This is a genomic window from Microbulbifer mangrovi, assembly GCF_002009015.1.
GTDB classification, from domain to species: domain Bacteria; phylum Pseudomonadota; class Gammaproteobacteria; order Pseudomonadales; family Cellvibrionaceae; genus Microbulbifer; species Microbulbifer mangrovi.
In genome coordinates, this window is sequence record NZ_LZDE01000347.1 from 56,535 (window position 1) to 81,593 (window position 25,059).

Below are 25,059 nucleotides of genomic sequence, written 5' to 3' on the forward strand. Positions count from 1 at the left end.
ATGACTACTGATACCGGGATCAGAAATTATATTTCAGTCCCAGCTTCACCCGCCACGCGGATTGCTCGGTGCGGAAACGGCTGTAATTGTCGGTATTCAGGCCGCCGTAGGGCTCGCCGTATACGTATTGCCCCTGGTCATTGACGTCGTAATCAAACAGCCTTTGCTGCGGAAATTCGAGGTCGTAAACCTTGCCCCAGTCGTCGTTCAACAGGTTGGCAAAATTGTCGACGGTGAGATAGACCAGACCGCGGTGCTCCGGCATAAAGCCCGGTACTTCCTGGGTGATCGCCAGATCCATGGTGGTGACCCAGGGCATATTCTTGGAATACTTGTCGGTAAAGCCACCGGCGGAACCGGCTACACCAGCCTGCTCGGCAATCGCCATGATTTCGTCATAGCTGAGACCGTTTTCGAAGTCCACATTAGGATCGTCGGCGCCGGACGGAATGTAAGCCAGATAGACATCGGAGTCATCAAAGCTTGGCTGATCACCGAAATCCCCATCCCGGTAGGCATCCAGGGTATAGGAGAAGGGACGACCGGAACGACGCTCGACAAATAGATTGAAATTGGTGGCGTAGCCCTGAACAAACTCGGTGCGATAGCCCAGGTTCAGTACAAAGCGGTGCTCAATTTCATAGTACGCAGTGCCTTCCAGCGGCTCGCCACGGTTTTCCACTACTTCGTACTGGTAGTTGGATTCCGCGGTGGAGCTGGTGCCCGGGTTAACTTCGGTGATGTCCTGGTGGGTATAGGACAGGTTGAAAGACAACCCGTTGTCGAAGGCCTTGTCCAGGGCGGTAGTCCAGATAATGCTGCGGCCACCGTTGTCCACATTGGTCAGCTCCAGGTCGTAGTTGCCCTCGAACTCGGTACCTTCATAGATGCTGTCCCAGATAATGCGGTCGCCGACACGCTTGCCGTTGTCTACACGAGACAGGTCGCGCCAGTAGACAGAGTCTTCACGATCTACATAGGTAAGCTCGTTGGTCCAGGCGAAATCGGTGCCGAGCCCCGGAATATCGAAGATATAATCCACTCCCAGCTGGTAACGCCAGTCGGACGGCAGCTCAAAGTTGGGATCAATACTGTTGGTACTACCGGCACCCGGTGCCAGGTCATCCCTGGCCACCTGGGGAACACTGGTGAAGTCCACAACGCTGGGATCAAGATCAGTGAGATAGGTTGCGTCCTTGGTGGTACCGTCATTGGTGTAGGCGTTGGATACCCATACCAGCGGCATGCCGCCACTGAAACGGCCCACGCCACCGCGCAGGGTCAGATCGTCACGCAGATCCCAGGTGAAACCAACCCGTGGCAGCCAGATATCTCGGCCATCCAGGTTCTCGGTATTGGCGTAGCCGTAGGTTTCCTCAAAATTACTGTTGGCGCTGGGCGCGTTATCGATACTCAGGGTCTCGTAGCGCAGGCCAGCTACCAGTTCGAAGTTGGCAAATGGCTCCAGGGTTACGTCGCCGTACAGGGAGTATTTGGTGCTGCTAACGTCATAGGCAATATCCTGAATGTTGTTAGTGTAAGCGTTGCCATACTCCAGGCTGGAAGCGATACGGTTTTCAAAATCCTCAATGCTGTCGAAGCCCCAGGTACCGGCAGAGTCGCGGCCATACAGGTTGTAGTTCCAGGTATCCTCGAGCTCGGCACCGAAGCGATACTGGGCATTGTCGGCAAGATAGGTGCCGTGTACACCGAAATTCCATACCTCATTGGCCAGTACGTTGGCATGACGGTTTTCATCCTGGCCCGCAACTATATTGCCGCTACCGGTACGGATATTCACCTCACCCCAGTTGGAGTTGGTCAGGGAAGCCTGCTCATATTCCTTGTAAGATAGATTGACCTCGGTACTGAATACGTCACTCCAGTCGGAGAACAGGTGCGAGGTGTAATAGGTGTTGTCCTGGGCCATGGTCCACAGGTTGGAAGACAGGTTCAGGGTATCGTCGTACTGGGTGTAATTACGCGCAGAGCGAGTTTCCTGATTGCTGTAGCTGAAGTCCGCGCGGTGATAGTCGTTGATGTTCCAGTCCAGTTTGACCAGGAACTTCTCGTCGCTGTCTGGCGCTGGTGCGGCGCCCAGAGAGTCACTCACACCATAAACGTCTTCCATGATACCCAGTACACGAGACAGGTCTTCAGGGGAGACATCGTGGTTTGCCAGTGTGTCCAGGTTGTAGTCGAATGCGACTTCCTCTTCCCAGCTTTCATAGGAGGAGAAGAAAAACAGCTTGTCCTGGATCAGCGGGCCACTGAAAGTAGCACCGTAGGTTTCTTCCTCGTTGTCGACATTGTACTCGGTTACCGAGCCATCATCGGACAGCTTGTCGTCCTTTGCAGTCCCGGCCCAGGGCACGGACTCAAAGAAAGCGCTGCCATGAAATTCATTGGTACCGGACTTGGTAACAGCGTTGATATTACCACCGGAGAAGTTGCCCTTGCGCGCGTCAAACGGGGCGTACTCAATGGAGATCTGCTCCACTGCGCCCAGCGAGATCGGCGGACGGGCATTGGGGTAGCCATTGGAGGCCAGACCAAAGGTATCGTTGATACCCACGCTGTCGATGGTCAGCGAGTTGTACTTAGGGTTCGAGCCAGCGACGCTGAGCTCAACACCATCCGGGCTGACCACGGCCAACGGGTTTGAACGCACCACATCTTTCAAGTCGCGATTGAAGGTTGCTGCGTTGGCGATCTGATCTTCCCCGAAAACACCACTGGATCCACGATTGGTGTAAACCTGAGCATCGGCAACCACCACCACTTCTTCTATCGCGCTTAGCTCGACACCTGACTCACCCAGACTGATGGGCAGGGTCAGGGCTGACCCCAGGCTCAGGTAGATATCATTCAGGACCTCTTCGCCCTCTTCCGACTCCACACGAATGGTGTAGGGGCCGCCCACACGCAGGCCATTCAGACTGAAACGACCGGACTCGCTGGAAAGAATTTCACGACGGCTGTTGGAAGGGGTGTGAATAGCGATGATTTTGGCATCGTCTACCGGCTGGCCACTGACACCGGTCACTACACCGCGAATGGCGGTACTGGTTTCTTGCGCTGAGGCGAGGGGCGCCGAGCCCATCGCCGCTATCACCGCGGCAGACAAGAGCCCATGCGGAAAAAGGCTGCGTTTCATGAAGTTCTCCTCATTGTCAGATGGCCTGAAACAACGACCGTCGTTGTAATTGATGCTTATCGTTATCCGTATCCGTCATAACAGGATGCTGACGGAGGTCGATGCGCAGTGATTCTCAGGGAGAAATATGACACCGACATTAAAATCTCTCGAATGTTGACCAAAAGGACAACATAGAGAAAAAAACAGCAACTATCGTGCCAAAACCTGTCCAAGTGGTTAGGTTGAAATCGCCAATCAGAAGGATTGGTTACTCGGCCACGGTCAGACGTGGAATCAACCTGGTATTTCTCTGAATCGTCGGCCTGATGCGCGCTGTTTTCGAGGTCGCACAGCACCAATTTCGGGCAGGGTGATCAGCGGGCAAGCGGCGGTGCATCAAAAGCGTTCACTGAAAACGAAACCTGTCCTACTGTTCAACTTTCGATAGAGATATGGGTAATATAGAGATTCCGAAAATGACAACAGGGGCGCAAAGTGAAGTCCGAGAAACGTATTCTGGCCGGGTTATTCCTCTACCTTTCCCTATTTCTGGTCACCAGCAATGCCCAGGCGTGGGGGAAAGACGGCCACCAGATTGTGGGCGAAATTGCCTGGACCTACCTGCAACCGGAAGTAAAAACTGAAGTAAAAAAGCTGCTGGAAATCGCAGGTGAGCCGGGGCTTGCGGAAGCCAGTACCTGGGCCGACCTCGTTCGCCGTGAGGAGCAATACAAGTGGACCGCACCTCTGCATTACATCAACTTGCCACACGAGTGGCACGAGTATGTAGAGGCCAGGGACTGTCCGCCCGCCGGCTGTATTGTGAAAGCTCTGGAGAAGTATGAAGAGACCTTAAGCAATACCACGGCCACTCAGGACGAGCGCGCACAGGCACTGCTGTTTGTGATCCACTTTGTGGGAGATCTGCACCAGCCGATGCACACGGGGCTGCGGGATGACCGTGGCGGCAATGACATAGAGGTGCGCTTCTTCGGTTTTCCAACCAACCTGCACGCACTCTGGGATGTCTACCTGCCCGCAGGTTTTACGGAAGACTGGAGAAACTACGCCCATCAGCAGCAGGGCAACATCAGTGACGCTCAACGCACAGCCTGGCAGAGCAGTGACAAAATTATTTGGACCGCTGAGTCACACCAACTGGCACATAACCATGCTTACACCGATAAAATGAATCTCGGAGAAGATTACTACCAGAGCAACCGTAAAGTAGTCGAACAGCGCCTGCAGCAGGGCGGCGTAAGGTTGGCTGGCCTGCTCAATCGGGCATTAGGCACCCATTAGCACCAAGCGCGATCAGCTGCCAAACTGCCAGCCAAAAAAATCCCCGCACCGGGACTGCCAGTGCGGGGATTTTTTGTTTCAAAAACAACTTACAGAGTGGTTTGTGATCACCGCTCAGGGCAAGTTGTGCACATGGCTACCCACGGGTCCGGAGAAAATACCACCGTCGTTCATATCCCAGTTGATAGACCAGGTCATTACGCCGTTGAATGTCGGGTAGGCCTGTGATGGCGTCAGCGTGTCACAATTCAGCTGCTGGGTAAGGCAATCCAGCGCGCGATTGATATCCGCGGTGGTAGCAAAGCCACTGCCCGCTGAACTGGGTCCTGACGGCAGTGCCAGTCCCACCTGATCCGGACGCAGTCCCTCAAAGAAGCCTGCATCGCCGTAGCCCAGGGGGAAGCCTTCAATCAGCATCAGCGCGGAAGACACCATCATATCCACGGAGCCTGCCGGGTAAGCCGGTCCGCGATAGGGGGTGGCAAGGCCGCCGTTGTTGTATAGCTGCACATGCAACAGATCCAGCTCGTCGCGCAACTGATCGATCATCGGCAGATAGGCGCCCCAGATACCGGTATAGGACACATAGCCACCCTGTACATAGGGGTGCTCCGGAGCCATGGAGAGGTACATGCCGGGATAACGCTGCTTCAGTTGTTTTACGGCATCCACCATATTCTGGATGACCGGTGCACCGTGCATCACGCCCGCGCCAGACTCCAGGTCGATATCGATACCGTCAAAACCGTACTCATCGATCATCGCCGCGGTACTGTTGACGAAGTTGGTCACGTTTTCTTCGGTGTTCAGGGTAACGGTCCCCTTTTCACCACCATAAGAGGCAATCACGATTTTGCCCGCGGCGCGCTTGGCTGCGATGTCATCAATGAATTGCTGCTTGTCGAGGCCCGGGTCCAGGTTGAACGCGATATTGCCGTTACCTGCATCGTCCACAAATGCCACAACGATCACGTCCCATACATCGGAGACTTCGCTGATCCGGTACAGGCCGGAACCGTTGTCGAAGTTGTGCCAGTAACCCACCAGCGCATGTTTCGGCAGCAGGCCACTGTTTCCACCGGAGGAAGAACCACCGGAAGAGCTGGATGAGCCGGAACTACCGGAGGAGGAACTGGAGCCACCACTGGACGAGCTGCTGGAGGAAGAACTGCCACAGTCCCCTACCTGGCTCCAGGCATCACCCCAATGTGCACCGACACCCGGCTCATAGGCCCAGGCGGCCTCGGAAGAACACCAGCCGGCGATATTGCACTGGAATTCCAGCCCTACATTCTGCACCAGCTGTCCGGTCGCGTAGCTGGTACCCGCAACATATTGCACAGAGGTACAGGATCCGCCACCGGATCCACCGCTTGAGCTCGAGGAGCTCGAAGAAGACGAGGAACTGGAAGAAGAGCTTGAAGAGGAACTGGAGGAACTGGAAGACGAGCCAGACGATGAACCGCCGTCACAGGCACCCTCGTATTTCCAGTGCGCCCAGGTCCCGGAGTGGGTTACCGGGTCATTATTCTGCGTCCAGTAATTTGCGGTATACGCATTGCCCAGGTGCTTGACCGAGTTACCGCCCACATAGATGGCGCTGGCTTCCCAGTCCGGACGCGCGGAGCAGTCTACCGCTGCGGCCTCGAAGGAGAATAGCCCAAGCGCAAGCAGGCCAAGTAATTGCCTTTTCATATCTATTTCCTGATTTTTTGGAAGTCTGTAGAAAAGAATTTCGAAAAGAACAGAGGGCGCCGTAGCGCCCCCTGTGTACTGCTTACTGCTTAGTTGCAGGTCGCTTCGCCGATCTCTTCCCAGTCGGAAGAAACACCCGGCTCGCTCTGAGTCCACCACTTGGCGCGGTAACGCAGGCCATTGTGGTTTACCTCGTCACCACCGTTGTAAGCAGTGCTGGCATTCCATGGCACTTCCACATCGCTGATGAGTTTCCAGTCCGCAGAGCTGAAGCCCGGCTGCTGTTGAGTCCAGTACTTGGCTTCCCAAACCAGCTGGTCAAAGCTCACCTGGTCGCCACCGAGGTAGGTACTACCGGATTGCCAGGCATCGAAATTACCGGCATTCGGATCGATCATCTCGCAGCCACCGCCGCCTTCAACGTTGGTTACGCTGACGGTAACGCTAGCGCTCGCGCTGTCGATGCCGTCGCTCACGGTCACGGTAAGGGTGAAGTCGGTATCGGCGCCCACCTGCGGTGCGGTGATGGTGATGCTCTCGCCGGAGCCGCTTTCCATTCCGCTCCAGGTGTAGCTCAGTGCATCACCGTCGGCGTCGCTACCATTTGCAGCCACGGTGAAGCTTTCACCTTCATCGACAGTGATCGGGCCCGGCAGGCTGACTTGCGGCGGATTGTTTTCTGCCAGCAGGAATACACTCACCTGATCGGTGTCGGACAGGGAACCGTCACTGACGGTCAGAGCAAATACCAGTTCCTCTTCGGCACTCACCTGTGCGGCGGAGAAGGTGGGGCTGGCTGCACTGCTGTCGCTCAGCGTTACTGCGGCGCCTGAGGTCTGGCTCCAGCTGTAGGTCAGCGCATCGCCATCCGGATCACTGGAAGCGCTACCACTCAGGGCAACGGTTGCGGGAGTGACCACCATCTGGTCGGCACCGGCATCGGCACTGGGCGCGCGATTCGGCTGCTCGGCCAATACCGTCACGGAAACCTGATCGGTATCACTGGCGTTGCTGTCGTCGGTCACAGTCAGTTCAAACACGAGGGTTTCATCGGCGGTAACGGAAGGCGCGGAAAAGCTTGCGGAAGCGCTGGTGGCGCTCTGCAGGCTCACGTTGGTTCCGGAAACCTGGCTCCAGCTATAAGTCAGCGGGTCATTGTCCAGGTCACTGGAATTGCTGCCGTCCAGAGTAACGCTTGCACCGCTGTCCACAGACAGATCACCACCGGCGCGGGCAGTCGGTGTGCGGTTACCCAGACCATCACCGTGACCGAGGCTCTCGTGCATGGCGTTCATGATGTCGCCATTGTCCGCATCGATTTCCCAGGAGAACAAACCGGCCAGGTTGTTGGCCTGTACATAGGCACCCTTGGCCATCACGGAACGATGGTTGTCGTAGGTGATCAGGTCGCCGGTACTCGGCTTGAAGATATACGGCGCTTCTGCGGCTTCGTCGTAATACTCTTCCCACTCACCGGTGGCGAGTCGACCCACGATATCGCGGTAATCCACCACACCATCTTCCCAGGTGCCGGACACCATGCCGGTAGCAGTACCGGTCATGTGATCATTGCCGGTCCAGCCGGATACACCGGTCCAGCCGCGGCCGTACATGGCAGCACCAACCACCAGCTTACCGGGATCTACACCCAGGCCCAGCAGGTTCTGGATACCATTGTCGGTGGTGTAGTCGGTGTCCGGTCTCCAGTTCGGGGCGTACAGCGCAGTCTGGTGGCCCAGCACTTCGTTGCTCCAACCGCCGTAGAAGTCGTAGGTCATCACGAAGAGGTAATCCATGTACTGCTGTACATCGGTGTAGTCCACGTCTTCGATCTTGTCGGAGCCCGCACCGATTGCAGAAGTAAGCTGGTACTCACGACCGGTTTCCTGCTCGAGGCCGTCGAGCATGGCACGCAGGTCGCGCATCAGCAGGCGATAGGTTTCGCCATCGATGGAGGCATCGCCCAGGTTCGGGTTGGCACCCTGGCCACCCGGATATTCCCAGTCGATATCCACACCATCAAAGAATTTCCAGGTGCGCATGAATTCTTCGACGGAGTCGACGAAGGTTTTACGCTTGGCCGCATCGCTGAAGAAATAGAACGGATCGGACAGGGTCCAGCCGCCGATGGAAGGCAGGATCTTCAGGTCCGGATAAGCCTGCTTCAGGGCCATCAGCTGGCCGAAGTTGCCCTTGTAGGGATCGGAGAAAGTCTGGTCGGCCTGGGCTTTCTGCAATGCCGCAAACGGATCGTGCAGGGAAACCTTGAAGTCTTCACGGCCGGAGCAGGAGCGCTGCAGGGCCTGGAAGGAGCCTTCGATTTCTTTCAGGCTGTCGTTGATGCCATCGCCACCACAGATGGGGATAAACCCGTAGATCAGGTGGGTCAGGTTGTAGGAAGGCATCATGTCCACGGAGAATTTACGGCCGTATACGCCCCACTCCACAAAGTAAGTGCCCACCACGGAATTGCTGGTGTTCTGGTATGGCTGGTTGTTTTCACCGGCGGTAACGGTGATCGGGTCCAGGTGACTGCCGTCGGTGTCGGCAACCACAATGTCTTTCGCTGCAGAAGTTGCGCATCCGTCGTCGTTACATAGCGCCACTTGCAGAGCGTACTGGCCGCCTTCGGCAACCTGCAGAGTCGCGGTACCGGATTGGGTATCGCCGCCACTGATGGTCTGTTCCAGTACGACTTCGCCATTGAGCAGGTACTGTGCGGTGGTGGCCGGGTCGCCGGACCACTTGGACCAGGCTACCGGAACTTCCGCGTAGTCGTTGATGGTCACCAGCTGCTCGTAGGCAGTGGCCGCTTCGTCTACTTCAATGATGGCAAAGCTGGTTTCCATCCAGTCGATGGTGGGAGCGCCGGGCGCCGCGATGGCAGCGGAGGAACTGGCAAGTCCCAACGCGAGGAGTGCGCGACGCCAGTGGCTTGGTGTGAGCCCTTTCATTGATTTTCACCTTGTCGTTATCTTTTATGGATCAGGATCTATCAAAGGGGGCAGCGGTGTGATGTATCCGTCAAACCTCGACGGGCAGCGCTGCCCCCGATTGAACGGCATTCAAAAACATCTCTATGCCGGTACATCTAATCTGTTACTGCGAACAGGTACCTCAAATTTCCCCAACCGTGGCCGGGCCAATGACACCGCTGTCATTTTTAACGAAAATATGACAGCGGTGTCATTACTTTTTCACGATACCCTGCTCTGCCCTGATTTGACCAGCCCCGGAGAGGCAGTCTTGAGAGGTGAGTCACATCGGGAATTCAGATTCTGGCGCCGAAATCCCGCTTCAGGCTGTAGATAAGACATTTAGAAAGCACGTTTTCGGTAGGCAAAAAGAAAAGCGGCCGATGAAAATCGACCGCTTCGCCCCTATTTACCCAATCAAGCTGACTGAAACTTCCCGCTCTTTCACTCGCTGAAATCAATCAATTTCAGATCAGTGGTCACCCGCTGTGGGCCTATTTACGGTCATGTTCAGTCTCCGTTACGGACCGCTTTTTGTTGGCACTCCACCTCGTCTCGCGATGGGGGAGTCTTCCCGGGACTGTTACCAGTTTAGGATCGCGCGGCTCCACCCCAAACTTTTTTCTCATTTTTCCCCACCCGCACATTTTGTCCCGCGATCCGGATGGGGAGGGACAGGGCGCGACCATACACTCCTCCAGCGATATCCGAGAAAATGTAGATGGAGTATTTATGCAGTTGCAGACTCTCAAACATGCTGGATTGGCCTCCGCCCTGGCGCTGTCACTGACCGCTGGCGGATGTGCCAATATGAGCGATACCGACCGCCGGGTAGGTACCGGTATTGGGATTGGTGCTGTTACCGGCGCCCTGGTGACCGGTAGACCCGGAGGCGCCGCTGTCGGCGCGGCACTCGGTGGGGCAGGTGGTTACCTGTATGACCGCGAGAAAAAACGGCGCTACTACTACGACCGCTACGGTCGCCGGGTCTATCGCTGAACACAGCGTATTGCACCGTTTAAGTAAAACCATATGAGCCCCCGCCGGGGCTCATTGTTTTTTCAGGGGTTTGACCAGTCCCTCCAACCCTTCGATCTTAATCTCCAGCGTAATCGCCATCAGGTGGCCCAATCGCCCTTTGGGAAACTCCTTTTTGGCAAACCAGAGCAGATACTCCTCCGGCAAGTCGATCAAAGGCCGTCCCGCATACTTACCGAAAGGCATCTCGGTACGGGCAATATCTATCAGGTCCTGCTTTTCCAACATCGTGTTTCCTGTACTACTTTTAACCATCCGCCAGTGATTTATCCCCTGAACCTTGAGGTACTGCAGCACCCGCATCGACATCTCATCGGCTTCCGGCACACATTCTACACTGTGAGTAACTTATCCCACCGAAAGTACCACTGGCCGCAGAAGTAATTCTGACGCCAGCGGTTCTGTGGCAGCATCTGGTTACATGGCCGCCTCTGCGGCCGTTCATTTTTTAACCGTCGCACATGATCCGACGCGCCCGCATAAGGAATTCGAGTGAACGATAAAAAGCTTCCCCACCGCCTGGGCCTGCCCCTCGGGCTCTCCCTCGCTATTGCCCTGCTGTCCGCCTGTAGTAAACCTGCGCAAGACGCAGCCACCGAGACCCCAGCGCCCAGTGCGAACGACAGTGCCGCCAGCGCTTCCGATACTGTATCCACCGAAGGAATGTGGATGCCCCGCCAGTTACCGGAAATTGGCAGTAAGCTTAAAGATCTCGGCCTGGAGCTGGATCCGAAAACCATGACCGACCTGACCCAGTTCCCGATGAACGCGGTGGTCAGTCTCGGCGGTTGCTCCGCATCCTTTGTCTCCCCCAAGGGACTGGTCGCCACCAACCACCACTGCGCCTACGGCTCCATCTCCTACAACTCCACCGAAGATAATGACCTGCTGGCCAACGGTTTTCTCGCCAAGACCCTGGAAGAAGAAGTGCCCGCAGCCCCGGGCTCACGCATTTACGTTACTGTGGATATGCAGGAAGTCACCGACAAGGTGAAAAGCAAGCTCAGTGATGACATGGATGGCGCCACCCGCTTCAAGGCGATTGAAGACGCAGAAAAAGCGCTGGTGGCAGACTGTGAATCCGACCCGGGTCACCGCTGCGAGGTCTACAGCTACTACGGCGGTGCCAGCTACTACCTGATCAAACAGCTGGCCATTCGCGATGTGCGCCTGGTGCACGCTCCCGCCTCCTCCATCGGCAAGTTCGGTGGCGATATCGACAACTGGATGTGGCCGCGCCATACCGGGGATTATTCCTTCCTGCGCGCCTATGTTGGCCCGGACGGGAAGCCCGCGGACTTTTCCAAAGACAACGTCCCCTACAAGCCCAAGCACCACCTGAAGGTTTCCACCAAGGGCCCACAGGAAGGCGATTTCGTGATGGTTGCCGGTTACCCGGGACGCACCAACCGCTATCGCACTGCCGTTGAGGTGAACAACAACTTCAACTGGTATTACCCCACCATGCAGAAAGTGCTGGCGGAGTGGTCCGAAGTCATTGGCAAAGCCACCGAAAACAACAAGGATGCCGCACTCAAGTATGCGAGCCTGGTTGCCGGCCTGAACAACTACTCGAAAAACTTCACCGGCATGATGGAGGGCTACAATCGCAGCGACCTGTTACAGCGCAAGCAGCGCCTGGAAAAAGACCTGCAGGCTTGGATTGAGGCCAATCCGGAATCCAAGAAAAAATACGCCTCAGTAATTGAAGACCTGCAAAAACTGATTGCCGAGCAACAGTCCACCCAGGAACGCGATATGCTGCTGGGTTACATGAGCCGCTCCTCAATGCTGAGCTCGGCACAGCGTCTGTACCGCCTGAGCCTGGAAAAGCAGAAGCCGAATATGGAACGCGAGCCCGGCTACCAGGACCGCGACATGACCCGCTTTACCGAGAGCATGAAGCGTATTGAGCGCAACTTTGCGCCCTCGGTAGACCAGGCCATCTGGACCTACTTTATCGAGCGTTACAACGCACTGCCGAAAAACCAGCACCTGGAGAGCTTCGACAAGTTCTTTGACGGAGAGCTGAGTGGCGACGCCCTGCAGCAGAAGCTGAGTGCGATGTACGAGAAAACCGGCCTTACCGAAACCGACACCCGACTCGAGTGGATGGATAAATCCCCGGAAGATTTCCGCAACAGCGAAGATCCGTTCATCCAACTGGCGGTCGCCACTTATGATGACCGCTACGCGCTGGAGCAACACGACAAAATGATGTCTGGCAAATTTGCCGAGCTCCGCCCGCAGTACATGGACCTGCTGATCGCCTACTACAACGAACAGGGTAAGCCGGTGTATCCGGATGCCAACAGCTCCCTGCGCCTGACCTACGGTCTGGTAAAAGGCTATACCCCACCCGCCGGTACCATCAAGGGCCCGGCAGATGGTAACGACGGTAAAGACAGCTTCGTTCCCTTCACTACCCTGCGCGGCATTGAAGCCAAGTACACCGGTGAAGATCCGTTCGATGCGCCACAGGCGGAACTGGATGCGATCAAAAACAAGGACTACGGTCGCTTCTACGATGAGAAACTGGACTCGGTTCCGGTCAATTTTCTGACTACGGTGGACATCACCGGCGGCAACTCCGGCTCCGCCACCATGAACAGCAAGGGTGAACTGATCGGACTGGTATTTGACGGTACCTATGACAGCATCAATGCTGACTGGGACTTCAACGACAACACCCGCGCCATCCATGTCGATGTGGAATACATGCTGTGGGTAATGGAAAAAGTTGACCACGCAGATAATCTGCTGGAAGAGATGGGCGTTGCGGAAAAGGCCAGTAACTAATTTCTGCAAATCCAACACCTTTCGCGAAAAGCCGGCTACTGCCGGCTTTTTTATGCCCGCCCGAAAACTTCGTAGATAACCAGCACTGGTAGCCGCTCATTTTGTGACTCGATTAACGTTTCATACTCCTCGGTAAGCTTCCCACCTTTCATCCCCTTGAAATCAAAATGTGCGCACACATGTCATACACAGCAGCACATACTGCATGCTATTGCACGCAGCACAGAATCCACCCGACCTGAAAGGAGCAACCTTATGGATTTCTTGAAAAAATTGAGCGTCATCGGATTTGCCGCACTACTGGTAACGGGTATCACTGCCTGTGAAAAGGAGTCCGGCGCGGAGGAAGTAGGCGAAACCATTGACGAGACGGTCACCGACATGGGGAATGCCGTGGAAGACGCCTGTGAAGATGTGAAAGAAAAAGCCGGCGTAGAGGACCAGGACTGCTAACCGACAAGCGGGCGGGGCTGGTTCGGACTCGTTTTGGTCGAGCCCGAACCGGCTGGCCTGATATGAAAATACGATAAAATTAAAGCAATTCCGTTTTTACTTTACCGCACCGCTGGCAGCGGCATTCGGTAACCAGCTTTCCTCTCTTTACATCAAACTTCCGTTCCGTGACCACTTTCCACTTGTGGAATCCGTCGCGACACAGGCTGCTGCCCTTGTGTTTTTCCCACGCAGTTTTTCGCTTGAATGGCAGTACGTCCCCCATAAGGGTCTCCAGTATATTTTCTCGCTGGTTCGGCTAAAGTCAGTGCTGCCCCTTGCGGTAAGACAGCATTGTCTACAGCACACCATCCCTTCTCACCCAGCCATGATAAAGCGCCCCGGCAATATGCAACAGCACCAGTGCCATAAGCCCGAGTGCAAAAACGCCGTGTACCTCCCGCAGAAGGCCATAGGCATCCAGGTTAATCGGCAAAACTGTGGGCAAGGCAAATTGTCCGAAAAATGTAAGGGGGCGACCGGCTGCATTTTGCATCAGATAATCGCTGGCAGGTAGCGCAATCATTGCCGCATACAGTAGTAGATGGCTGAGCCTTGCAATAAAGCGTTGCGCGCCTGGCAAGTCACCCGGGAGGGACGGCACTGCGCTACCAAGGCACACCACAACCCGGAAAACTACTGCGATAAAGGCAATGATCCCAAATGACTTGTGCATAGAGAGCAGTGTGGGTTGCCAGGGTTCAAGGCTGCGCACCATGAGCAAACCGGCAAATAGTGCCTCGCAAAGTAGACTAAACCACCCATCTTCATTGCATCGACCTCATTGCCTGAACTGGACACCCGTTCCATGGCGCTGATCGGCCGTTTACAGCTGGTGCACAAGCATATGAGCCAAGGGATGTCGCAGACCTTCCGCCGCTACGGCCTGACCGATGCGGGGTTCGATGTCCAGGCCACACTGCTGCGCAGCGGACCACCACATACACTGACCCCGACACAGTTACTGGAGCAAATGCTGGTGACGCCCGGATCCATGACCAGCCGCCTGAACTCCCTGGAGAAACAGGGGCTCATCCGGGGGAGGTGAGTGTTGAGGATAGACGGGGCAGGCAGGTCGCCCTGACAAAAAAGGACGCGCGGTTATCAAAAAGGTGATGGCACAGCATGTGGCCACTCAGGATAGCTTGTTAAGCGTATTCAACGAACGCGAGAAAACACAGTTTATAGAACTACTGCAAAGTTATCTTGCCCGCACGTAATACGATCATTGAAGCCACTTGAACGATGCGCAGCAATCTTGATTCCCGAAGAATCTCTCACTTCCGGCCCCAATTGATGCGACCTCACCCCGGTCGCATCCACACCCCCAATATCACCGGGATATCAATTTTCGACCAATAAGGGCTGTGGCCGATCACTCACGGAATCAATACTACGCACAACTTTTGCTCCATTAGTCCAGGTCGCTTCCAGTTGCACGGGCTCTCCACAATTCCCCAAACCAAAATGGACAAAGCGGTTAAAACTGCGCTCGTAGCCCGCACCACTGGTCCCGACCCGACGGATCTGATTTTGACCGCAAGCTGAAATTTTCACTATCCCGTCCAGCGCGGTGGTACCGGACACACTGTATTCAGCAAGATCCAGCGTCAGCTGTTTTCCAGTAGTTTGAGAGTGATTCTCGAACAGGTGCCATTTGCCACGCTCATTACCAAACAGCAGGTCCATCTTGCCGTCTTTGTTGAAATCCAGCGCCACACCGCCAAGACCCCATGCGGCCAGTTCACCGGAGACAATTTTGTGCCCCCGCGTACGCTGGAACTTGCCGTTGCCACCATTCAGATAGATCACCGATTCCGTTGGAGTAACCAGATTGCCACGCTGCACCAAAAACAAATCCTGGTAACCGTCGTTATCCAGATCCGCGACCACCGCGCCAGTGCTGTTCAACGGCACATCCAATCCTGCATCCTCAGAAATATCCACAAAGGTGCCGTTACGATTTTCCAGCAGCACTACACTCAAGGCAGCCCGGGTTAACTCTGCGCCCGGTGTCGGGTTCTGTGTGAGCCCCTGCACAACACCAGATGTCGGGGACCAGACATCGCCAGCGATCCGCCACTTCTGGTTGCCGATATAGCCTGCATACAGTCCCTGCTCCGCGCGGCCATCGGGCCAGCCCAGTGAATCACTGTTCACCAGCTTCAGAGTCTTGCCACTATGGGTTTCACCGGGGAACTGATACTGGTAAGACGATTCACCAATATAGATTTTACGATGGGGCCATGGGCTCTGGTAATTGACCAAGTCCAGTACATCGCCAAGTTTCAGGTCGAATTCAAAACCTTCACGGCGCACATAGAAACCCCAGTTACCCGACTCTTCGTCATAGAAGGTCTCACCACTTTCAAACTCGTTGGCGCGGCTCAGGACGATATCAAAGTCGCCGTCATTGTCGAAATCGATTTCTACAGCACTGGTGACGCCCTTGTACTTGCGAGGCAACTGACGGCTGGTGACATCCTCAAACTGGAAATTGCCTTTACCGTGGTGCAAAGATACCGGGCCATTGCCGTACAGCAACAGGTCCTGGTTACCGTCCCGGTCGAAGTCGGTGATCAGGGTTCGCTGACCGTCTCCCCTAACTTTGGCATCGAGTCGGCCTGCCAGCTCCAGGGTCCCATCCTGGGCGCTCCGATACAGGTAATTCTCACTCTCTCCTCGCTTTTCTTTGGAGGGAAACGCGAAGTTCAGTAGGTCTGCAGCGCCATCGTGGTCAATATCGGCAAACTGTACCGTGCGCCCACGCATGTTCACCAGTGGCTCGGGAAAATCAGCCAGGCGTTCAAAGTTCCGCTTATTATCCACGCGGTATATGATCGAGTTCCGCGCGTTTGTTCCAGAGCCACCTCCGCGGGCTACGATAACTTCCAGCGCGCCATCCCGGTCAAAGTCGGCCACGGACACACCGTGGGAATCTCCCATCAACAGGTCGAATGGTGCTCCGTATTCACCCTCGTTATTCCACAGTACACGCAGTCCAAAGCCATGATCGTTAAGTATCACATCTGGCCAGCCATCCTGATCCAGGTCGGCGACTACGGGCGCGCCCCACTTGCGCAGATTTTTCTGTTGGCTGAAAAACCCACTGGTGACGGACGAAAAACTCACCGGTCCTTCATGGAGAGTCTCTCCGGCTGCTCCGGTATCGCAACCGAACAACGCCAGACCAGTCATTGCTAACAGGGCTTTTGCTATTTTTTTCTGAGTAAACATTGGCTAACACCTAAAAAAACGGCCACCGAAATCAAATTTGGGTGACCGTGGGAGTTAAGACTTACATCTATCGGGATCTTCAAATTCTGACGGGTTAATCCGTCGCGAAGGTTTTATCAAACCGCGGCATGCCATGTTGACGCCACAGCGAGCCTTCTTCGTGGATGTGGAACCAGCGTGGCTGCTGGTTATCCCAGGACCACTTCTCCATTTCGCGCACCATGTCGCGCAGCATCACCGGGTGTTTATCGGCCAGATTTTCCTCTTCGCCCTTATCCTTTTCTATATTGAACAGTCGCCAGGGGACCCCCTCACCGACTTTTACTGCCTTCCACTCATTGCGACGCACGGCGGCATCGCTGTAACTGCCTCGATGGCGCAGTGCGAAGATCAGCTCATCTTTATGTGGTGCATCCCCGGACTGCAGGAAAGGGAAGATATTTTTGCCATCCAGTCTGCTTTCCTGCTCCAACTCGGCACCGGCCAAGCCGGCAAATGTGGGGAACAGATCCAGGGCTTTGACCGGGTGCTCAAACTTGCTGCCCGCTTTGAGCTGCTTCGGCCAGTGCATGACCATCGGTGTACGGAAGCCGCCCTCATACACACTGCCCTTGCCTTCTTTCAGCGGATAGTTATTGGCACCAAACTGTAACTTGCCGCCGTTATCGCTGAAGAACACGATCAATGTGTTGTCCAGCTGACCAGTTTCTTCAAGTGTATCGACCAATTTGCCAACACCGCGGTCCATCGCGTATACCATGCCGGCATAGGTCTTGCGTTTCTTGTCTTTGATATCGGGGAACTCATCCATGTCCTCCTGCTTGGCTTGCAGGGGTACATGGGGGGCGTTATATGCTAGGTAAAGGAAGAAGGGCTTGCCAGTGTCCACTGCCTTACGTACGAAGTTAGCGCCCTCGCGAGAAAGCGCATCGGTGATGTACTCGTTCTCATCGACTTCTTTACCATTGTGCTCAAGCGGCATGATGTAATGGTCGAAGTTGGTGACCCCGTTCGCTACCTGTCTCTCATAGACTTTTTTGTACTGCTCCGGGAAGTAATTGTGCCCACCACCAAGGAAACCGTAGAACTCGTCAAAGCCACGGCGATTGGGGTGGAACTCGGGCGCTTCGCCCAGGTGCCATTTACCCACTGCACCGGTGAAATAGCCGCTCTCCTGCAGCATTTTGCTGACAAACTTTTCTTCCGTAGGAACACCCAAGAAAGAGCCGCGTACCGGTAGATTGAACTGGGAGCCAATTTTATGCGGATAGCGGCCGGTCATCAGGGCAGCACGGCTCGGCCCACAGAATGGATGCGCAGTATAGGCTTCCGAAAACATCATGCCTTGATTGGCAAGCTTGTCCAAATTAGGTGTCACAATATCTTTTGAGCCGTTAAATCCAACATCCGCGTAACCCAGGTCATCCGCAAGGATGACTACAATGTTAGGCTTTTCGATTTTCTCGGCGGTGGCAGCGAGCGCACTGCCACTGACTAGGCTCAGTAGAGCCATGGCCACTACATTCAATACTTTCATTGTTTCCCCACGTCCATCGCGCACAATTTATTTCAAAAGAGATTCCATTTGTGAATCAAACTTGGCAAGCAGCGGGTCTTCGGTTCGCTCGAGTTCAGCACGCATCAGCTTCGCCATTGCCTTGAGTTCCTTGCGATAGGCTTTGTTATCAGCGAGGTTCTCCATTTCAACGGGATCCTTTACCAAGTCATAGAGTTCGTCGCGGCTGTCACCAGGATTCCAGACAAACTTCATTTCCGGTGTGCGCAGGGCGCGAATACCAAACCATCCACCGTTGTACCATTCGTACGCATACAAAGCGGTGTCTTTACGGCCCTTGTCTGCAGCATCGCCCTTTTCCATCAGTGCGCGCAGTGAACGACCATCCTGTACCCCATCTTCCTGCAGATGCATGACCTCAGCGAGGGTCGGGGCGATATCCAGCATGGACACCTGGCGCGTTACAGACTTGGAGTTAACCTGCGGATCGCGAATCAGAAGCGGCATACGCATCAGTTCGTCGTAGGCGTAGGGCCCTTTGTCATACAGGCTGTGCTCCCCAAGCATGCTGCCCTGGTCGCCGACAAATACAATCGTCATGTTGTCGTAGAGGCCGGTCTCGCGCGCCGCTTCCAGAATTTCACCCACAGCGCGATCGATCATGGCCATGGCGCCGTAGTAGTAGGCACGCATTTTTAACCAGTCCGTAGCGGTCATATGGCTGACGTCGTGCCATGGCCACCAGGCGTCATCCTGGGACATCGGCTTGTTAACCCGTTTGCTCAAGTGGTTAGCCGGCAGTTCCAGAGAACCCGGGTCAAACATACTCGCGTAGGGTTCGGGTACGCGGTACGGAGGGTGCGGCTGATCGAAGCTGATCACTCCGAAGAAAGGTCGCTTTTCCTTCGCGGCAATCCGCAGCATTTCCTGACCGGCCTTCACCTTGTCGTAAGTGTGCGTATCCTCGTAGGTGCCAGGTAGCGTCTGGTAGTACTCTTTTTTCTCACCATCCGGTGCGACTTTCCCCTCTTTGTATCCAGCCACATCTTTGGCGATATCGTAGGGTGTAAATGGCCGCATATTGCGCGGCCATTTGGCTTCCTTGATCTCTGCCGTGTAATCAGCTCCTCGCAGCCGCACGCCCTGGGGACCCAGATGCCACTTGCCCACGTAACCAACGAAGTAGCCCGCGTCTTTTGCACGCGCGATCAAGCCACCTTCGGACAGGTCGAGCTCGGACAAACGGGAGTGATATAGACCGACGTTATCGTCCAATCCGGTTCTATGTCCCCAACGGCCGGTAAACATGGCCGCGCGCGACGGTGAACACAGACCGGTGGTGGTCATTGCGTTATCGAAACGTACGCTCTCTTCCGCGAGGGTATCGATATTCGGGGTGGAGACGGGGCCATCGCGGTAGGAAAAGGTATCGAACCGCATATCATCGAACATCAGAATCAGAACATTCTCGCGTTCGCTTGTGGCCTGATCAGACTTGGGGGGAGTGGCAGCGATTGCTGCCACTGACGCAACCCCGAAAACCACGCTAACGAGACTTCCTGCAAGTAGCTTCTTCATTATATGGGTCACCTCAACGTTATTTTTTTTCGACGGCAATATCGTCAACGTACAGAACACCTTTACCGTTCTCGGTGTCGTTCACTGCGATCTGGATAAAGTCGCTGACACTGGCGTTGGCATAGTCGAAGAGTTGCGAGACTTTCACCCACTCGCCGCGGGCCACGTCGGCCAGGTCGAATTGCGCGATCGCCGTCTCTTCGCCATTCAGGGTAAACGCGATTTGCTCTGCAGTTGCTTCTGGCGCAAGCCATACCTGAGCAGAAAATTCGTATTCGCCCGCCGGAACACGCAGGGAGCCCTCAGGAGCGACTGCCTTGGCCTTAACACCATTGCCACCTGTGTACTTCAGGCTCCAAGTGCCCTTCGCAAACTGCTCATTGCGCACGCGCTGCAAGCTCTTGGCAGATTCATCGTCGATTGCCCAGAATTTCTGGTAATTGTTGTTCTCGGAATTTTCCGGCACCAGATCCAGTGGACGCGGATTCTCTTCGTAAAGAATAGGACCTTCAAAGCCGTAGAAGGCGCGATCCAGCAAGTTGGTCTGTGGCTGCTGCCATACGCGCACATAATCGACTTCATAAGTAGCCGGCAGCTGTTCCGGCGTGGGCAGCCCGAGCCATACAAAAATCTCGGAATCCAGCCAGACTTCCATCGGGTTAGTCAGTACCCAGTGCTCGCCAACTTCCTCCTGCGTAGACTCGGAGATCAGCTCGCCATTCAGGTAAAACCTGATGTAGTCCTCACCCCACTCGGCGCCATACACGTGGAAGTCTTCAGCCACGCTGAAATCCAGCTTGGTTTTGTGCCCGAATTTACGCGTCGGACGCTGGGCCGGCGGCTGCCAATCGTGGATGGAAGCCTTGAGCGTGTCGCCTTTGATGTCCAGCGGGCCATCGCCAGTAGGACGCCCCATCTGCTCGTAAACGTCCAGCTCCTGTTGATAGCCGATAGCCCAGAAAGAGCTGGTCATCGCCGCGTTGGCAGCCTTGGTGCGCACTTCCATATAGCCATTCAGGAAGCGTTTTTTACCCACAACGGCGGCGGTGGTGACAGGCACTTTCTGTCCTTCGTGCTCGCCGTAATCTTTACCCTCGTGCCCCTCTCCGTATGCGAACGGATAATCCGGCTCCCACTGGGAAATAAGCTGCAGCTTGCCGTCTGAGACTTTTACGTTGTGCGGTGCAAACTGAGAAGGCGCGCGCCCTTTCCAGATGTAGTAATCGCCGTTTTCACCCTCGACGAACCACTTGTCTTTATCGAGAGAGTCACCGTTGAATTCGTCGCTCACCATTTCATTGAGAACCCAGCCACCCTGGTTTGTCGGGTCTGACGCGGGCAGCACTTGATTGGCGCTCTGTGTGCCAGAGGCTGCGGCACTGGGTTTGACCTCTGCGGCTCGGGACTTTGGCGCATTGTCACAACCGCTGGCCAGCAATACGCCAGCTGCGATCGCAGTCAGTGAAAGTTGATTGATGGATTTATTCACGAGATCTATTCCCTCGGTTCTTCTCACTATTGTCTTGCACTGGCGCACCAGCAACAATTGATTATTTTTTGTGCGGAACAACTGCTCGTCCTTAATGAGCATTTAATCGGCCAGCATGAAGCTGAACATAGAAATAATACAAAGATATGATGTTTGATTGCAAGGAAACGGGCGTTTGCTTAACGGTCCTTAACATCCATAAACCGGTACAAATTCAGGACACAAAAAAGCGGAGGCAAGCCTCCGCTTTTTTGTGTGGCGGCACGAATGCCGCCGGGGCTTTAAGAGGGCTTAGAAGTTGTAGCGCAGGCCCAAGCGATAGATAGGACCGGTGTTCGCCAGTCGGATGGTGCGAGCGCTCGGGGCATCCCCAAGGTCCACACTCTCGCCCGGCAGGTTTTCGTCACCGTTCAGGCCAGTGTATACCGCGTAGTCACGAGTCACGGTATCCAACAGGTTCACACCCTGGAAGTTCACCTGCAGCTTGCTGGTAATATTCCAGGCAGCAGACAGGTCCAGCGTATCGAAACCTTCGCGGTAGTGCGCGTAGCCACCGAGGACGTTGGCATTCAACAGGTAGTCGGTGCGCTTGTTATAAGCGAGACGTACCAGGTAGTCCTCGTCCTCGTAGAACACGGTGGCGTTGTATGTGTGCAGCGAAGTTTCCGGGAACGGCGTAGCCAGCTGAGTCACACTGACAGTGCCATCTTCACCCACTTCGGTCTCTTCCGTAGTTTCGGAATCGGAGTAGGTGTAGTTCGCCATGACACCGAAGTTGCTCCAGATACCCGGCAGAGTGGTGAAGTTGTGCTGGAAGCCCAGCTCCACACCGCGCACGTAGCCACCGTCACCGTTCACGAAAGTGTTGAAGGCCACAACGTCACAGCCGTAAGGGATCTGGCCGACCGGCGAGCCCATATCGAACTCTCGGTTCGGCATGCAGTTTTCCGGCTGGTTGTTTTCATCGAACGGCAGCAGGTCATCGAAGGACAGCGCAAAGTTATCTTCGCCGGTCCGCGAACCAAAGTCGTCCGGATTCAGTGCTACACCGTTTTCATCGTACAGCGTTTCGCGCAGGTCACGAATAAAGTACAGCTCGGAAACCCGGCGGGTAAAGTTGCTGAGATCCTTGTTAAACAGGGCCACAGACATCAGAGACTCGTCCGCGAAGTACCACTCGTACGACAGATCCAGGTTAAAGGATTCGAACGGCTCCAGCTTCGGGTTACCTGCACTTGCAAACGACTGCGCGTTGAATGCGTTTTCCGCATAACGGAAGCGTGGGTTCAGCTGATCAATTGGCGGACGCGCCATGGTCTTGGACGCGGCAAAGCGCAGGATCATGTCGTCGTTCAATGCGTAGTTAAGGTTCAATGAAGGCAGCAGGTTATCGTAGCTGTGCTGGTCAGAGGTTGGCACCGCTTCTAGTTCACGATAATCCGGGTTAGCCCCACCGTTGTTGGGCAGATTTGGCCCTTGCAGGTCCGGCCCCAGGGCGTCTTGTGCCGCTTCCTGGCTGCCGTAATACTCAAGGTTGGCTTCCGCCTCGCTAAAATCTGCCGTCAGCAGCTGTACGCTTGCACCGCCGGAAACATCGACGTTGGTGTGCACATAACGGGCACCGATATCACCAGACAGCTGGCCGTCCATAAATTCAAAGTTGGCTTTGATATAACCGCCAAATACTTCATTGTTCAGTACGCGGCTATTTACCAGGTCAGGCAATACCCGGGGAACGTTATCCGGATCGGACAACTCTGCAGCATTTAGAGCCAGGAACGGATCGAAAGCGGCCCAGCCGTCGCTGAGGGTATCGCGACCAATACCCAGCTCACTACCAAAGTCCGAAGGCGTGGAGCCACTGGAGAAATCAGACAGCTGCGCGCCAAACAGACTCATCACACCAAAACGGTTGTAGTTGGTGTTGGTCTGGCGCTGGTCCTTTGTGCGGTCACTCCACTTCAGGCCGGACTCAATCATGGTCACAGGACCAAACTGGCGATCCCACTGCACATCGAAGAACACACTGCTAGAGGTATCTTCAATTTCGCGGTCACGGAAGTTAAAGCTACCGAAAGAATAATCAGTGGCCGCGTCGGAGACCGGACCCAGAGAGGGGTCACGATTCAGCACATTGTCCGCGCTAACAATAATGTTACAGGCACTACTGATGCCGTTGGGGCACTCGTATCCACTGTAAAAACCGGGGTTGGTCATCCCGTTAAAGCTGTTTTCACGCGGGTTGTTCGGGAAATCAGGCTGGTTTTCGATCTGGAAAGTAGACTGGATCACGCGATCATCTACCGCGGTAGTCTCGGAGTGGCCGCCACTCAGATTGAAGGTAAAGTCACCCATCACGTGCTCGATATCGAAGCTCACCACTTTGTTTTCTTCGGTGAAGTCTTCGATGTTGGCCTGCGGGCGAACATAGCCGGGGTTGCGCCAGGGACCAGTTCCCGGGCCAAAGATTGCATTCGCGGTACGGCGATAGCCAACCAGAGTGTAGGTATCCGGATCGAATACGTTGTAATCCCCTTCCGGGCTACCGTTTTGCGGGCGAATATTGAACCGCTGAGATTCGTTCTCCGACTGCAACTTGGAGTAGGTAAGGTTCAGCAGTACGTCGGTCTGTTCGGTCGGACGGAACTGAATGGCACCGTTAACAGTATCGCGGTCGCGATTGAAGGTGTCGTATGCATAGAACATCTCAAACGGCACGTGGGCGTAGAGGTCGGACGGGCCATCACCGTAGTCAAACTCGGTCATGTGCTCGCCGGTTTCCGCATTTATGTAGCCGCCGGGCAGAGTCACACCATTGTTGCCAACCAGCTCGCCACCGGCTCTGTGTACGGTATATCGAGGAATCTGGTAGGCGTCGGTGCGGCCGCTCTGGGACTCTGTGGAAGCAACTAGGGACAGGCCCAGCTTGTCATCCAGCAGTTTTTCTGAGAGGGCAACGTTCACACGAGAATCGCCACCGTCGAAGCTGGAATCGGCGAAAGGCGCATAGCGGCCCTGCACTTCCACCAGGCGACGATCGCGGGATACGTTCAGTGGCTTGAAGGAAGAAAGATTGATCGCAGCGCCCAGGCTGCCCTCATCGTGGTTGGCACTCGGGGTTTTCACAACCTCGATCTTGGCCAGGATATCAGAGGAGAACTGACTCAGGTTAACCGCGTTACTACCGCCATCATTATTCAGGTCGCCGCCAGTAGCGGTCAGGGCGACTCCGTTCATGCTGATATTGTTCAGGTCGGCACTCACGCCGCGCACGGTGACGGTAGTACCTTCTCCATTCTCACGGGCGATGGAGATACCGGTCACACGCTGCAGCGCTTCGGCGATATTCGCATCAGTGGACTTGCCCACGTCTTCCGCAGAAATCACGTCGGTGATGTTATCGGAGTCGCGCTTGGCGCTGATGGCGTCAGCCAGGGACTTACGGAAGCCGGTTACTTCGACTTCTTCAAGGGTGGTGGACTCAGAGGCCTGCTCGGCAACCACCTTCTTCTCTTCTTGCTCCGCCGACTCCTGTGCGACGGCCATCATCGGTGCCGAGGCAACGGTAGCGAGGGTAGCGGTAGCAAGGAAAAGTGAACGGAACAGGTGCTCGCGCCCGTTGGCATGGTTCGGTTTGCCAGTCATTGGTTTCCCCTTTTTATTATCAGGATTTGGTTTTCTCTCTTATCAACTCTCCGCATCCTGGCAGGCATGAGCGAACACATTATGTGCAATTGCGCGCCAAACCGCCAGATATGCTGGCCGCTACCGCCTCAACGGATACATCACGCTGAAACAC

The 25,059-nt window shown here is 55.2% G+C and carries 15 protein-coding genes and 1 pseudogene; 5 read left to right on the forward strand and 11 right to left on the reverse strand.

Annotated elements, in window-relative coordinates:
* Positions 1-19: 19 nt before the first annotated feature.
* On the reverse strand, positions 20-3,157 hold the full coding sequence (locus tag B4U49_RS18395; RefSeq protein WP_078086075.1) for a TonB-dependent receptor: 3,138 nt from the start codon (positions 3,155-3,157) through the stop codon (positions 20-22).
* Positions 3,158-3,634: 477 nt separating this feature from the next.
* Between B4U49_RS18395 and B4U49_RS18400 the strand changes: the two genes are divergently transcribed.
* Positions 3,635-4,441: a S1/P1 nuclease gene (locus tag B4U49_RS18400; protein WP_078086076.1), complete on the forward strand. Its 807-nt coding sequence runs from the start codon at positions 3,635-3,637 to the stop codon at positions 4,439-4,441.
* A 114-nt stretch (positions 4,442-4,555) separates the two neighbouring features.
* Here B4U49_RS18400 and B4U49_RS18405 read toward each other — a convergent pair whose 3' ends face one another.
* Together B4U49_RS18405 and B4U49_RS18410 are read right to left on the reverse strand one after the other, a co-directional pair.
* Entirely contained in the window at positions 4,556-6,136 is a 1,581-nt protein-coding gene (locus tag B4U49_RS18405) for a glycosyl hydrolase family 18 protein (RefSeq protein WP_078086077.1), read from the reverse strand.
* Positions 6,137-6,225: 89 nt separating this feature from the next.
* Positions 6,226-9,090 carry a glycosyl hydrolase family 18 protein gene (locus B4U49_RS18410; RefSeq protein WP_078086078.1) on the reverse strand — a complete coding sequence of 955 codons (2,865 nt, stop codon included), beginning with the start codon at positions 9,088-9,090 and terminating at the stop codon, positions 6,226-6,228.
* 753 nt (positions 9,091-9,843) lie between these two features.
* Between B4U49_RS18410 and B4U49_RS18415 the strand changes: the two genes are divergently transcribed.
* Positions 9,844-10,110 carry a YMGG-like glycine zipper-containing protein gene (locus B4U49_RS18415; protein ID WP_078086079.1) on the forward strand — a complete coding sequence of 89 codons (267 nt, stop codon included), beginning with the start codon at positions 9,844-9,846 and terminating at the stop codon, positions 10,108-10,110.
* A 51-nt stretch (positions 10,111-10,161) separates the two neighbouring features.
* Here the strand turns inward: B4U49_RS18415 and B4U49_RS18420 are convergent, their stop codons facing one another.
* On the reverse strand, positions 10,162-10,476 hold the full coding sequence (locus B4U49_RS18420; protein WP_476703370.1) for a DUF3820 family protein: 315 nt from the start codon (positions 10,474-10,476) through the stop codon (positions 10,162-10,164).
* Between the two features lie 231 nt (positions 10,477-10,707).
* On the opposite strand from B4U49_RS18420, the gene B4U49_RS18425 reads away from it, so the two are divergent.
* Positions 10,708-12,948: a S46 family peptidase gene (locus B4U49_RS18425; RefSeq protein ID WP_420811475.1), complete on the forward strand. Its 2,241-nt coding sequence runs from the start codon at positions 10,708-10,710 to the stop codon at positions 12,946-12,948.
* A 255-nt stretch (positions 12,949-13,203) separates the two neighbouring features.
* A complete protein-coding gene (locus B4U49_RS18430) occupies positions 13,204-13,401 on the forward strand; it encodes a hypothetical protein (RefSeq protein WP_078086080.1) in 198 nt (65 codons plus the stop codon).
* 79 nt (positions 13,402-13,480) lie between these two features.
* On the opposite strand, the gene B4U49_RS19425 is transcribed toward B4U49_RS18430, so the two are convergent.
* Together B4U49_RS19425 and B4U49_RS18440 are read right to left on the reverse strand one after the other, a co-directional pair.
* A complete protein-coding gene (locus tag B4U49_RS19425; RefSeq protein ID WP_078086081.1) occupies positions 13,481-13,666 on the reverse strand; it encodes a hypothetical protein in 186 nt (61 codons plus the stop codon).
* 72 nt (positions 13,667-13,738) lie between these two features.
* A pseudogene (locus tag B4U49_RS18440) lies at positions 13,739-14,167 on the reverse strand (cytochrome b); the annotation flags it as partial.
* Between the two features lie 57 nt (positions 14,168-14,224).
* On the opposite strand from B4U49_RS18440, the gene B4U49_RS18445 reads away from it, so the two are divergent.
* On the forward strand, positions 14,225-14,488 hold the full coding sequence (locus tag B4U49_RS18445) for a MarR family winged helix-turn-helix transcriptional regulator (RefSeq protein ID WP_143735740.1): 264 nt from the start codon (positions 14,225-14,227) through the stop codon (positions 14,486-14,488).
* Positions 14,489-14,784: 296 nt separating this feature from the next.
* On the opposite strand, the gene B4U49_RS18450 is transcribed toward B4U49_RS18445, so the two are convergent.
* The 5 genes from B4U49_RS18450 to B4U49_RS18470 form a co-directional block, all read right to left on the reverse strand.
* Positions 14,785-16,677, reverse strand: coding sequence for a CRTAC1 family protein (locus B4U49_RS18450; RefSeq protein WP_078086084.1), 1,893 nt, complete (start codon positions 16,675-16,677; stop codon positions 14,785-14,787).
* 94 nt (positions 16,678-16,771) lie between these two features.
* Positions 16,772-18,214 carry a sulfatase-like hydrolase/transferase gene (locus B4U49_RS18455; protein WP_078086085.1) on the reverse strand — a complete coding sequence of 481 codons (1,443 nt, stop codon included), beginning with the start codon at positions 18,212-18,214 and terminating at the stop codon, positions 16,772-16,774.
* Positions 18,215-18,241: 27 nt separating this feature from the next.
* Positions 18,242-19,771, reverse strand: a complete 1,530-nt coding sequence (locus tag B4U49_RS18460) for a sulfatase-like hydrolase/transferase (RefSeq protein WP_078086086.1) — start codon at positions 19,769-19,771, stop codon at positions 18,242-18,244.
* Between the two features lie 19 nt (positions 19,772-19,790).
* On the reverse strand, positions 19,791-21,260 hold the full coding sequence (locus tag B4U49_RS18465) for a family 16 glycosylhydrolase (protein WP_239692709.1): 1,470 nt from the start codon (positions 21,258-21,260) through the stop codon (positions 19,791-19,793).
* A 291-nt stretch (positions 21,261-21,551) separates the two neighbouring features.
* Positions 21,552-24,905: a TonB-dependent receptor gene (locus tag B4U49_RS18470; RefSeq protein WP_078086087.1), complete on the reverse strand. Its 3,354-nt coding sequence runs from the start codon at positions 24,903-24,905 to the stop codon at positions 21,552-21,554.
* Positions 24,906-25,059: the final 154 nt, after the last annotated feature.